Source organism: Blautia liquoris, from assembly GCF_015159595.1.
Classification (GTDB): domain Bacteria; phylum Bacillota; class Clostridia; order Lachnospirales; family Lachnospiraceae; genus Novisyntrophococcus; species Novisyntrophococcus liquoris.
The window spans coordinates 2,296,406-2,310,132 of the sequence record NZ_CP063304.1 but is presented as its reverse complement, the minus strand read 5'-3'; the positions used below and the strand labels follow the sequence as shown (position 1 = coordinate 2,310,132).

7 protein-coding genes are annotated in these 13,727 nt (G+C 41.3%); all 7 read left to right on the top strand.

What is annotated here, in order from left to right; translation table 11 throughout:
* Positions 1-11: 11 nt before the first annotated feature.
* The 7 genes from INP51_RS10540 to INP51_RS10510 all read left to right on the top strand — a co-directional run bounded on the left by INP51_RS10540 (position 12) and on the right by INP51_RS10510 (position 13,662).
* Positions 12-923 (top strand): carbohydrate ABC transporter permease, encoded by a 912-nt coding sequence (locus INP51_RS10540; RefSeq protein WP_193734813.1) that lies wholly within the window; start codon positions 12-14, stop codon positions 921-923.
* A 48-nt stretch (positions 924-971) separates the two neighbouring features.
* Positions 972-3,602: a family 78 glycoside hydrolase catalytic domain gene (locus INP51_RS10535; RefSeq protein ID WP_193734812.1), complete on the top strand. Its 2,631-nt coding sequence runs from the start codon at positions 972-974 to the stop codon at positions 3,600-3,602.
* A complete protein-coding gene (locus INP51_RS10530) occupies positions 3,595-6,717 on the top strand; it encodes a glycosyl hydrolase (RefSeq protein WP_193734811.1) in 3,123 nt (1,040 codons plus the stop codon). Before INP51_RS10535 ends, INP51_RS10530 begins: the two co-directional genes overlap by 8 nt.
* A 46-nt stretch (positions 6,718-6,763) precedes the next feature.
* Positions 6,764-8,974, top strand: coding sequence for a family 43 glycosylhydrolase (locus tag INP51_RS10525; protein ID WP_193734810.1), 2,211 nt, complete (start codon positions 6,764-6,766; stop codon positions 8,972-8,974).
* Positions 8,975-9,198: 224 nt separating this feature from the next.
* A complete protein-coding gene (locus INP51_RS10520; RefSeq protein ID WP_193734809.1) occupies positions 9,199-10,983 on the top strand; it encodes a sensor histidine kinase in 1,785 nt (594 codons plus the stop codon).
* 2 nt (positions 10,984-10,985) lie between these two features.
* On the top strand, positions 10,986-12,407 hold the full coding sequence (locus INP51_RS10515) for a response regulator transcription factor (protein WP_193734808.1): 1,422 nt from the start codon (positions 10,986-10,988) through the stop codon (positions 12,405-12,407).
* Positions 12,376-13,662, top strand: coding sequence for a glycoside hydrolase family 30 protein (locus INP51_RS10510; RefSeq protein ID WP_193734807.1), 1,287 nt, complete (start codon positions 12,376-12,378; stop codon positions 13,660-13,662). The genes INP51_RS10515 and INP51_RS10510 overlap by 32 nt, the downstream gene beginning before the upstream one ends.
* Positions 13,663-13,727: the final 65 nt, after the last annotated feature.

Sequence of the window (13,727 nt, the reverse complement as noted above, 5' to 3'; positions counted from 1 at the left end):
GGGGCTTATTAATGTTAGGAACGAAGACAAAGACGATCAGAAAATCGAGCTCAGATCAGGTGTTTGATGTTGTCAACGTGATTGCAATGGTCATTCTCTTCTTTATTTTTGCATGGCCGCTGTGGTTTACCGTTATCGCGTCATTCTCTGATCCAAAAGAAGTCTGGCTGGGAAATGTGTTTTTATTACCAAAAGGTTTTACATTAATGGCGTACAAGGAGACAATCAAATATAAAGCAATATGGATCGGATACCGAAACACGATTTTCTATACGGTAGTTGGTACAGCAATCAATCTTGTACTGACGATTTGTACGGCCTATCCTTTGTCAAGAAAAGATTTTATGCCCAGAAATGTACTGATGTTTTTCTTTATGTTTACGATGTTTTTTAGTGGAGGAATGATTCCAACCTATCTTGTTGTGAATAAACTGAATATGATAAATACACCCTGGGCGATGATAATTCCAAGTGCAATTGCTATTTATAATGTTATTGTAATGAGAACTTATTTTATGAACAGTATTCCTTCCACGCTTCAGGAAGCAGCCGAACTTGACGGGGCAAACACATTTCAGTATCTGATAAAAGTTGTATTGCCGTTGTCCAAACCCATTCTGGCTGTGATTGGGCTATATTATGCGGTAGGACACTGGAATGATTTCTTCTCAGCACTGCTATATATCAATGATAAGAACCTGATGCCGCTTCAGTCTTTCTTAAGAGATCTTTTGATGACGAATCAGATGGGAATGGGTAATATGCAGGGCATGGATGCAGCCCAGGCGGAAGCAAAGATGCAGCTGGCTCAGACGTTGAAATACAGCGCAATCATAGTTTCTACCGTTCCAGTACTTTGTATATATCCGTTTATACAGAAATACTTTGTAAAAGGTGTTATGATAGGATCAGTGAAAGGGTAAACGGTGCAGCATGAAAATGCAAATTTATTCTTATGGAGGAAAATGCTTATGAAGGTTACAAATCTTAGAGTTAATCATCTCACAAATCCGATGGGATATCAGATGGATCAGCCGTTGTTTACATGGGTGACATCTAATGCAAAGGGAAGTTTTCAAAAGTCAGCGCAGATACAAATTGCATTGGATAACAGTTTTGAAAACATTGTCTTTGACAGTTCGAATTCAGAAGAGATTAGTTCGCTGGGCTACAAGGCAGATATTCGGCTGAAACCACATACTAGATATTATTGGAGAGTTCAGGTATGGGATGATGCGGATGATCATGGAATCAGCGATACTGCCTGGTTTGAAACGGGAAAGATGGAAGAAGAATGGAACGCAAAATGGATCGGTACTCCCTATGATGGACATCTTCATCCTTATATCAGAAATGAGTTTCATATTCCGGGAAAGATCAAATCCGCCAGAGCATATGTCTCAGGCCTTGGTCTCTATGAATTGGAAATTAATGGAGAGAAATGCGGCGATGAGTATCTGGCCCCCTTTTATAATGATTATAATGAATGGGTTCAATACCAGACATTGGATGTGACTGAATGCCTGTGGGAGGGTAAGAATGTTGTCGGAGCTCTTTTGGGAAATGGATGGTATAAAGGCAGGTTTGGATTTGTAGATAAGATGGATCAGCTTTATGGGAACTCGTTCGCTTTTATCTGTGAACTGGATATCGTTCTGGAAACCGGGGAGCATATAAGTATTGGGTCTGATGAAACATGGCAGTGCCATCCGTCGCCAATTGTGAGCAGCAGCATCTACGATGGAGAAATATATGATGCTCTGCAGGAAGTGAAAGACTGGTCTGCGGTACAGGCTGATACCGAAGGTTTTGAAAACGCTTGTGTGTTAACACCGCAATGCGGGGCTTTAAAAGAACGGTTAAGTCCTCCGCTTGTGATAACTAAGCGCATAAATCCCATACAGCTTCTGGACACTTTGGCGGGTGAAAAAGTCCTTGACTTTGGACAGGAGGTTACCGGGTGGGTTGAGTTTGATTGTCATCTGCGCAAAGGTGCAAAAGTTAAATTAAGTTACGCAGAACTTCTCCAGGACGATAATTTTTATAATGAAAACTTAAGAACAGCAAAAGCAGAGTATACCTACCGCTCGAATGGAGAATTAGCTCATGTTCGACCGCATTTTACTTTTTATGGATTTCGGTTTGTGAAAGTAGAGGGAGTCGAAGATATCAAGCTGGATGACTTTACTGCCTGTGTCATCCACTCAGATCTTGAGCAGACGGGAAATATCAGGACATCAAATCAGAAAATCAATCGTTTATTTGAAAATGCTATGTGGAGCCAGCGCGGTAATTTTCTGGATGTACCCACTGATTGTCCCCAGAGAGATGAGAGAATGGGTTGGACGGGTGATGCTCAGGTATTCTGTGCTACAGCAAGTTTTAACATGTATACACCTGCATTTTATAAAAAGTTTCTGTATGAAATGTATCTGGAGCAAAAAAATCAGAATGGTTCTGTTCCACATGTGGTTCCGGATGTTTTGGGACAGATTGCAAAAATTCAAGGACAGGAAAATGATGCTCATGGATCTTGTGCCTGGGGTGATGCAGCCTGTGTAATTCCGTGGACAGAGTATCTTTTCTATGGAGATAAGGAACTGTTGGCGGAACAGTTTAAAAATATGAAAGCCTGGGTGGATTATATCAAGACTCAGGATGAAACATACTGTGGAGGAAAAAGACTCTGGGAACATGGATTTCACTTTGCTGACTGGCTGGCACTCGATAATCCGGATAAGAAAAGCAGTTTTGGCGGAACAAATCCGTATTATGTAGCATCCGGATATTATTATTATTCTGCTTCACTTACCGCAAAAGCGGCAGAGGTTCTGGGATTTGCAGGGGAACAGAAGTATTATGAAAGGCTGACTGAAGAGGTTAAAACAGCTATCCAACAGAAATATTTTTCGGATGGAAACATCATCGAAGACACACAGACTGCTCTGGTGATGTCTCTTTACATGGGTTTTGTGCCCGAAAATCAGAAAACTCAAGTGATAGAAAGACTGAAGAAAAAGCTGGATGATAAGAAGTGTCATCTGGACACTGGTTTTGTTGGGACACCCTATCTGTGTCCGACTCTGTCGAAGAACGGGCTGAATGACTACGCTTACACACTGTTATTGAATGAAGACTTCCCAAGCTGGCTGTATGAGGTGAACATGGGAGCAACCACGATCTGGGAACGCTGGAATTCCGTTCTGCCGAATGGTTATGTCAGTGATACCGGTATGAACAGTATGAATCACTATTCTTATGGCTCGATTGTGGAATGGATGTATCGTTACATGTGCGGGCTGAATCCTGTGGAATCTCATCCTGGATTTAAGGAAGTTGTAATAAAACCTCAGACTGATGATCGTCTTGGCTGGGTGGAATGTGAATATCTGTCGGCAGCAGGACTTTATAAAATCAGCTGGAAGATAGAACAGGGGAAAACTACCTATCATGTGTCAGTCCCTTTTGATTCACAGGCAAAATTTGTTCTTCCTAAAGCTTCCAGTCAGGCAACAATAAACGGAGAGTACAATCATGATTTAGTAGAAAATTCGGAAGTAATGTTGTCTGCAGGTGATTATAAGATCATAACAGTTGGATGAAATCTTGAAAGGATTGGTACATAAGATGGATGTTGAAGAAAGGTATCAATTATTTCAAAATCCTACAAGAGAATATAAGGGAAAGCCCTTTTGGTCGTGGAATGGACAATTAAAGAAAGATGAATTATTAAGACAGATAGATATCATGAAAAAGATGGGGTTCGGCGGATATTTCATGCATTCCAGGACCGGACTGGAAACCGAATATCTCGGTGAAGAGTGGTTTAAACTCATCGATGCATGTGCGGATTACGGAGAAGAGCATGACATGGAATCCTGGCTCTATGATGAAGACCGGTGGCCATCGGGAACGGCCGGAGGCATAGTGACAGAAGATAAAAAATACCGTGCCATGTTTCTGGTGGCAGACCGTTATGGTTTTGATCAGATAGATGGATTGAAATGGGATCGTCATGTTGTGGCTGCGTTTGCTTGTCACTTCGATGGAATACATTACAGTGACGCGAGAAGACTGAACAATACTTTTGAGATAAATGAAGAAGAAACATTGGTTATATTCAGTACTCACTATGCCGACTGCGAGGATGTTTATAATGGATATACCTATCTCGATACGATGAACAGGGAAGGTGTAGAGAAGTTTATCCGGGAAAGCCATGAAAAGTATTCAGAAAACTGCGGTAGTCGTATAGGAAAAAGCATACCGGGTATTTTTACTGACGAACCCCATCGTGGAGCTTTGTTTTCAAGTTTTTCCGGAGGCAGAGAAAATATGGTTCCCTACACACCGCATCTGTTTGAAGAGTTTGAAAAGAGATTCGGATATGATCTGAAATCAAATTTGATGGATCTTTTTTTCAGAAATGAGAGATGCGAACTTTCAAAAATCAGCCGCGATTTTGTCGAACTATGCCAGAAACTATTTATTGAAAATTTTGCGGTTCCCATTCAGACCTGGTGCCATGATCATCACATGATTTTTACGGGGCATGTGTTACACGAGGATTCTCTGATTGCTCAGACCGTGATGCAAGGGTCGCTCATGAGATTTTATGAGTATATGGATTATCCCGGGATGGACCTTTTGACTGAGCATAATGAATGCTGGTGGGTTGCAAAACAGGTCACATCGGCTGCCAGACAGTTGAATAAACCCAGGGTGCTGTCCGAACTCTACGGGGCAACCGGCTGGCAGATGAGCTTGGAATCATATAAAAATGTTGGTGACTGGCAGGCATTATTTGGGGTAAACCTCAGATGCCCCCATTTATCATGGTACACGATGAAAGGTGAGGCAAAAAGAGATTATCCTTCCAGCATTTTGCATCAGTCGCCCTGGTATGAGGAGTACAAATATATGGAGGATTACTTTTCCAGAATTAATGTATTTTTTGAGGAGGGAGAGCCGGAGTGTGATCTGCTGGTTCTAAATCCGATCGAAAGTGTCTGGGCCAGAGCGTACAGCGGAGCATTTGATGTGTTAGCTTCTCGTGACGGCAAAATCAATGCGTTGGAAATGTGCTATGAAGAAGTTTTTCGCAGACTGGTTCGCCGTCGAATTGATTTTGATTATGGGGAGGAAGATATTCTTGCAAGACATGCAAAAATCATCGACGGATGTATCGAAGTAGGAAAGGCGAAATATCATAAGGTTTTGGTCGCTGGTATGGATACGATGCGTTCCTCAACCTTGAAACTATTGAAGCAATTTGTATCACAGGGTGGAAAAGTGATATTCGCAGGAGACATTCCGAGATATATCGATGTTATGTTTTCGAATGAAGTGTTAGATTTAAGCAGAGACTGCAAAGTATATAAAGTTTCGGATGCATTTGAAGAGAACTGTCTTTCGGGGAATGAAATTGGGATAACAGGAGAGGGATCCGATGATATTTTTGCCCAGACAAGGCTTCTTAAAGGAATGAGAGTTGTTTTCCTATTAAATATCAGGCGTAATCGTTCCTACAGAGGCTTGCGAATTTGTTTGGGTCAGGGGACAAGACTGGAATTATGGGATGCCAGGAGTGGAAAGAGAGAGAAGCTGGGGTGTCTCAGAGAAGCCGGGAAACTGTATATCAATCTGAATTTTGAAAAAGGAGAAGAAAAGCTAATTGCGATCTTCGATGATAATGAGAAAAGTACGCAAGATTCCCCTGATAAGAAAAGCAGTCCCCGAGATGTGCCAGCTGAACTGATACAAATGTCTGGTTCGGAAAAAGGGATTACACCAATTTTGAATGTACCAGAAAGCTATTCATATACCTTATCTGAGAAAAACATTTGTGTATTGGACCAGGTAAAAGTGATGACGGATGCCGGGGATTTTTTGAACAGGCAGGAAGTACTGAAAGCTGACAGAAACCTCAGAGATCTTTTTCATGTACCTTATCGCAGCGGAGAGATGCTTCAGCCCTGGTTCGAGAAGAAACGGAAAGGAAAGGAAAAAAAAATCTGCCGTCTGGTTTTACAGTTTGATTTTAAGGTGGATTACTGTCCGGATGAATTGGAATTAGCTATTGAGGATATTGAGCACATACGGTCTCTTAGCCTGAATGGCAGAAAAATAAAGTTAGTGAGTCTCGGAAAATGGGTAGATATCTGTTTCGACAGGATTGTACTTCCAGCAGATTCTTTAAAAGAAGACAATGTGATTGAAATAGAATACGATTATTATAAAACCTGTGGGTTGGAAGCAATATATCTGCTAGGCAATTTTGGTGTAAAACTGTCAGAGGATAGAAAAACGCCGTACTTGACGAAACTGCCCAAACGTTTGAAGATTGGTGATATCACAACACAAGGGCTGCCGTTTTATTCTGGTAAGATTACTTATCAAATAGAGGGATTTGCAAATAAAACAATTCTTGTCAGATTAGATGGTATCAGTGGATCGTGTGTGAAACTATTTGGCAAAAAGAATAAAATGATCGCTTTTTCTCCCTATGAAAGTGAAATCAGAGATCTGAAAGGCATTCAGATCATTCTTACAAGAAGAAATACATTCGGGCCGCTGCATCAGCTGCCGGCTGTAGTGGAATCTTACGCGCCAAACAACTTTATGACAACAGGTGAAGACTGGTCAGACGGATATGTATTGCTGCCATATGGCTTGATGAAAGGTCCAGAGTATTTTGAGATAATAGATGGGGTATAAGACGAGAAGGAGAGGTAATAGCATGAGTGGTGGTTTTAGAAAAATAATGACGTTGATTTTAAGCATGCATCTTATTGTAAATGTGGTTCCGGCTCAGGAGGTATCTGCCATGGGGACAGAGGAACAGACGTATGCAGAAGTAAACAATATCAGTTTAGAAGGAGATTTTCAGGGTTTCAATTCCGGTGTACGAAAAGCCAGGATTGGCGAAAAATTTAAAGTACATGCGAAAGTGAATTTTTCCGGTGATGAGGATGCGATCAGGGATGCAGCCGTTTCCTTTCATGATACTGATCATGCATTTGATATTAATTATGATCGTGACAGTCTTTCTATTCAAGGAAGACAGGGAGAATTCGATTTTGAACTCATAGTAAAATCCGATGAGAAACCGGCATACTTGTTTTCAGTCAGCGTTTCAGACGGGCTGCCAGACAATACAAATCACTTGAGCCCATATAGTCAGACACAGACAATATACACAGAGATCCCTTCCGATGACAGTGAATCGGAAAAAGACCTGTGGCGTGATAACGAGGATATGCCAGAACTTGCTGATCCGATGATTCTTAATAATGTGAAACGAGATGGAAAATATTATGCTTACGGAACAACATCGTCCGTTGGATTTAATTATTATGTTTCGAAAGATTTAGAGAACTGGACCGGTGGTGAGGAGTGTCTGAACTTTGCGTCACAGGGGAAAAAAGGATGGACGATGGTCTGGGCACCGGAAGTTGTTTATGATAAAGACCTGGAAAAGTACATCATGTATTTCAGTGCTACGCCGCCAAAGGAAGATGTGGGCACAGATGAATATGTAGCACAGCTTCCCCTTGCAGCAACGTCGGATAGTCCTGCCGGACCATTCACGTTAGTTGACTTTCTTGATGAAGCGAGCTGCGGATCTGAAAATATTCATACCTATGACCAAAAACTTTATCCACAGACTTATTCGAGAAATGTGCTGTTCGATATGGACGAGTATGTAAGTACTGTGAAGAGAGAAGCCGCCCGTCTGAATCTTGAAGAAGATTTGCTGTATTTTGACGGAAAGTATCTCCCAGAGGGGCAGTTCATACGCAATATTGATCTAAGTCCCTATGAGGATCCAGACACTGGTAAAAAATATCTGATGAGCAGTGCTACACCCAATTGTAATGTAATCATGGAGATGGAAAACTGGCTGAAACCAAAATATGAGACTTATACCGTATTGTCCCATGCGTCTTATTATACGGTAGAAGACTGGGTCGCTGCAAGCAATGGTGAGGAAATAGAGAAATTCGAATATGAGTTAAACGCAAACGAGTGTAATGAAGGCCCATTCATGATTAAACATAACGGATTGTATTATCTTTCATTTTCAATGGGATCATATACTCAAAATGCGTACAGTGTAATACAGGCTGTCGCAGAGAGTCCCATGGGACCTTTCCGCAAACTGGATCAAAGTGAGAATGGGCCTTTGCTCAACGCGGATTTGGGAGAGAATAAATCAGTATCTGGTCCCGGACATCATTCTTTTGTCATTGCTGATGTCGGTGGAGAAGAGAAATTATTTATTGCTTATCATGCCCACAACCAATATGGAAATGCGAATGCAGGCAGACATCTTCAGCTGGACGAGTGCCGTTGGGTGACCATTAAGGATAAAAATAATGAAGACCTTGATGTGCTCCATGTCAACGGACCGACGAAATCAAAGCAGCCTACATTTGGGGTAAATAAGGAATACACTGTGCTCAATCCGAATCGGATGTCTTTGCAGCTTGAAAAGGGCCAGCTGGCAGAGAATAGTTCACCAGACTATATGACTGACGGGCTATTGTCCATAAATAATAAGGTTTCAAAAAGGTTTAACGACCAGTATATCAGAGAAACTCTTATCACACAGGATTCTACTTTTCTGCTGTCAATGAATGAGCCTGTAAAGGCTAGAGGTATTATGTTCTATAATTCCAGCGATAAAGATCGGTATTTTGAAACTGTCACTAATATAGAGCTTATCTGTGAAGATAACAGTGTGACAAGAACATTTACAATTCCTGATTTGGAGATAGACGAGAAGACCGATCTTGTTCAGGAGAAAAAAGACGGTGAAACAATTCTCTTGGACGTGGTTCGCGGAGCGGGTTTACGCGCAGAATTCAACACGGAGAATGTGAAAGCAATACGATTCACGGTAAACGTTCCTGAAGGTAAATCAGTTATCGGAATTCCTGAAGTTTCGATTTTGGGAAAAGAATCAATTTAAAGAACTGCTAGATGGGACTCTGCAAGATCCTATCAGGAGCTTTCAGATCAGTATGCAGCGATCAAAAAATAAGTGTAGTCAGGTAAAGGGAAAACTTAATAGAAGAGAGTAATATAGGAGCTGTATCTGGGAGAAGAAGTTTTCCCGATACAGCTCTTTCATGTATTTTTGTATCATAGGAGTATAAAATTTGCTATAATTGGGGAAGTGGGAGGATGTTACATATGAAAAAACTATGGGGTTTAAAACGAGATGCTGCAAAGAGCAGGCTGAAAAAGTCATTTTCAAAGAGGCTTGTAAAGGTCTGGATTTTTGGTGTGGTGATTCCACTTCTTGCAGTTGGAGGACTGATCTTGTGGCAGTCTTATAAGGAAAACCATAAGGAGGTTGACAAAACCATGAAAAATGTCCTGCAGACTGTATCCGATAACATGAATAATCTGATGGACAACATGAATTCAGTCTCCTGGCTTTTGCGGGAAGATGGGACGGTGGGAAAGAATCTTCCCCAGTATTTTGAGGATGAAGATATGCTTAAAAAGAGTGAACTTCTCATCTATATGAGAGAACAGATCGCGAACTATGAAGCGGCTAATTCATCGATCAGTAATCTGACTTATCTCTGGGCAGAACCCGGACATAAAGATCCGGTGAAAATTAATGTTTCTTCCCTGGCTGATGGAAAACTTCCAGAGGAGAAGGACTATCTCTGTAAGTGGAAGGATGTCACTTTTTACGGCCCGCATCCATCCCAGTCGAAAGCAGCCTCTTATCAGAGCCTTTCCCTGCTCCGGCCTTATAAGAGTGACGAGCAGTATGGAAAGGTTTATATCTATATGGAGTCCGGATTTCGGTATCTTCAGACTATGTTCCCGGAAAATGTTATGGGTATGCACACCATATTGCTCATAGAATCCGATGACGGCAGGACAATGTATTCATCCGATCAAAAATTGGTTCCCCTTTATTCTAAGACAGAACATTATACAAAAAAGTTCAGCGAAGATAAACATCAATATAAGGTCTATGAAAAGAAAGAAAAAGGAAACTGGAAGATACATCTGTGGATTCCCGAGCATGAATACTACCGGCAGATCTATGGAATGGCAATCAACTTCGGATTTATCACGATCCTTGCCGTGCTGGTCTGTATTCTGATGTCTTTTGTTCAATGGAAAAGTATCTACAGGCCATTTGTCAAATTTGAAAAGCAGCTTCAGAGGATTACGATGGATGACGATGCCGAGACCAAACTGGAACAGATGAATATCCAGGAGTTTGACGAGAATTTTACACTGTTTACGAATATGAAGAAGAACATTCTTCTTTTAATGAATAAAGTACAGGCAGAGGAAAAACAACGCTCAAAGCTTGAGATCAAAGAGGTCATGGGGAAGATTAATCCCCATTTCCTATATAATACCCTGGACACACTAAAATGGTATGCGGCCGGAAAAAGTGATAAGGAAATGGTTCATTTTATCACTTCTCTGAATAAATTACTTCTTTACAATATGTCAAGGAGTCCGAAAGCTACCCTAGAAGGTGAATTGGAAGCCATCCGGGCTTATATTACTTTGCAGCAGCTGAAATATGATATTGATTTCCATATCAATACAGGAAAACATCCGGAAGTACTGCAGGCTGAGCTTCCCCGCTTTGTTCTTCAGCCCCTCGTTGAAAATGCGATTCTTCACAGTGGTTCTGATCACGGTAAGATCCAGATTGACATAGAGCTTCTGGCGAATGGCAAGATAGCAGTGATCGTAAAAAATGTTGGGCAACCGATAAATATGGAAAAGTTTCATGATGTGCTGGTACAGAAAAACGACAGCTCATCGAATGGTATTGGTCTTCAGTATGTAGCAAGGATGCTTGAAGACCGTTTTGGCGATCAATTTGATCTGAGAGCAGAGAGTATGGAAGATGGTGTCAATATGGTAGAGATCCGGATTCCCTTTATGGCTGATAAGATTACAGATGACTGGATCATTTCTAAGGGGGTATGACCATGATTAATGTATATGTTGTGGATGATGAAAAGCTGGTCCGCCGTGGAATTATAGGTCTGATTGATTGGGAAAAATATGATATGAAAGTAGTGGGCGATTCCGGAAGCAGCGAGGAGACCATTCAATTTATGGAGATGAATCAGGTAGACCTTCTCTTTTCTGATTTGGAGATGCCGGGGCTGTCGGGCATATCATTTCTGGTTAGGGTAAAGGAGGTTTGTCCAGAAGTACAGATTGTGGTCCTCACTATGCACCAGGAATTTGAGATGATACAGAACGCGCTTCGTGTCGGAATTCTGGATTATATCACGAAAGCACAGATCGAAGAGGAAAATGTTGATACATTCATGAAGAGTGTAAAAAGGAGATATCTCAACACACGCTACGAATCAAAAGTCAAAAAGAGAACCATTGAATGGCATACGATTTATATCTGGGAGTTTGCAGATCATATGAAGCATGATGAGGTTACAGCTTTATTGGACAAAGAACAGATCTCTTACGAAGCTTTAAGTGAAAATCAACTCCTTTTCTCCGGGGAATGTAATGTAATACAACTGAAAGGTATCATAGAACATTATGACTTGGATGACTCGACACTCTTTGAAGTAAAACAGGTGAAAGATGTTACATATGATCAACTCAAACATGTTTTACAGACCGCACTGAAGAGAAGAGTATTTTCTGACAGAAGACCAGGGCGCTTTCACTACAGTTACATTTATCCAAAGATACAAAAAGAAAGACCGGGTATCTCCAGAGAAGAGATTCTCCAGATGACGAGAAGCACGAGGTTTATTACAGATGTAGACGAATATAATAAGGTTCTTGATGAAGTAAAATATGTCGGCCTGATCCCGGAGGAACGGACAGCAGTCTTCTATCATTTCAATCTGTTCTGGTCTGATTTTTCGGGAAAAGATATTTCCTGTTATTTTGATGAAGTTTCTCTTTTCAAATGGTGGTATCAGTGGAAAGTGTGGTTCGACGAAATTCGAGTTGGGGTTCTCGAAAAAATTGGAAATATAAAACTCGATCCAGATACGGTTGACTTGATTCATAAAGCAATGATATATACAAGAGAGCATATGGATCAGGACCTTACACTTGAGGATGTTTTACATTTGTGTGGAATGAGCCGCAGCTATTTTTCAAGAAGTTTCAAGAAAATTACGGGGGAGACTTATGTTACTTATCTGAATAATATGAGAATTCAGTCTGCAAAAAGTTATCTCATCGAGACGAATCAGCCCGTTTACTGGGTGGCAGCACAAGTTGGATATTCCGATGAACATTATTTTGGCCGGGTTTTCAAAGAAAAGACTGGAAAAACGCCGAAACAATATCGAGAAAAATATAAAAAGCAAAGTTATAGAAAGGAGCTTATGTATGGAGAAGACTGTCACGGTTCGATGGAATGATGTAAAACAGGAAATTGACGGATTTGGGGTATCCCAGGCCGACTGGTCCGGTGCAATCTATGAACTGTCAGAGCCTGTACGATCAAAGATCATGGATCTGCTCTTTGATCAGGAGAAAGGTATTGGTGCATCCGTATTTCGTGGAGAGATATTCGCAGGTTTTAACCCCGCACCGGGAGAATACGATTTTAATGAAAGGTTTGACCAGGTCTGGGTAATGCAGCAGGCAGAGAAAAGAGGTGTTGACAAAATAATTGCGACGAACTGGAGTCCGCCTGCCTGGATGAAGACCAATAACAGCACCACTCACGGTGGATATCTGAAACCGAAATATTATGCAGATTACGCAAAACTGCTTTCTGGATGTATCAGGGAATACCGCGAGCAGTTTGGAATTGATTTTTATGCGATATCCATGTGCAATGAGCCGAATTCCATGAAGTTTCTATCATGGGATTCCTGTCAGTGGAATTCGACGAATATCCGGGTTTTCCTGCGGGATTATCTAAAACAGGAAATGACTGCTCAGGGGGTTGAAGATACAAAAGTGATTGCGGCGGAGCCTTCTTGGTGGTCGGAAAAGCTTACAAAGGATGCTCTGAATGATCCAGATGCCTGTGAGAGAATTGATATAGTCGCCGCGCACAATTACCCTGTCCCGATCGTGAATAGAGAGCTTCCGGCGAAATCATTTCAACTGGCTGTAGATAAAGGAAAAAGGGTATGGATGACGGAGGTTTCTCAGGTGAACTCCTATGACACAGGAATGACTTCCGGCCTGAAGTTTGCGAAACAGATACATCATTTTATGACGGAGGCTGATGTCAATGCCTGGCTCTACTGGACCGGGGCGATCCCCGGAGACAATGATGAGGGATTGATTAATGTATATAAGGATACAGACACCTATCAGCTTACGAAAAGATATTATGCCTTCGGAAATTACAGTAAATTCATACGGCCGGGATACGTGAGGATCGGGACAGAGGATCGTCCAATGAAAGGTGTGTATCTCTCCGCCTATAGAAATCCGGATACCGATGAGTTCACTATCGTTGTAGTGAATGACCGTGACAGTACGGCAGAATTAAATCTATTTCCGGAAGGTTTTGATTCGGCTGGCCTGACCCCTTATATTACAAACGACAGCCTGAATATGGAACGGGGACATGATATTGTCTCTGAAAGTAGAAAGTATAAGATTCTTTTATCGCCGAGAAGTGTTGTTACGTTTGTGGGTGAGAAGAATATTTAAACACAATTATCTCGTATTCATGCACAATAATGACTTAAATATGAACTCTATTTGGTATATTATAA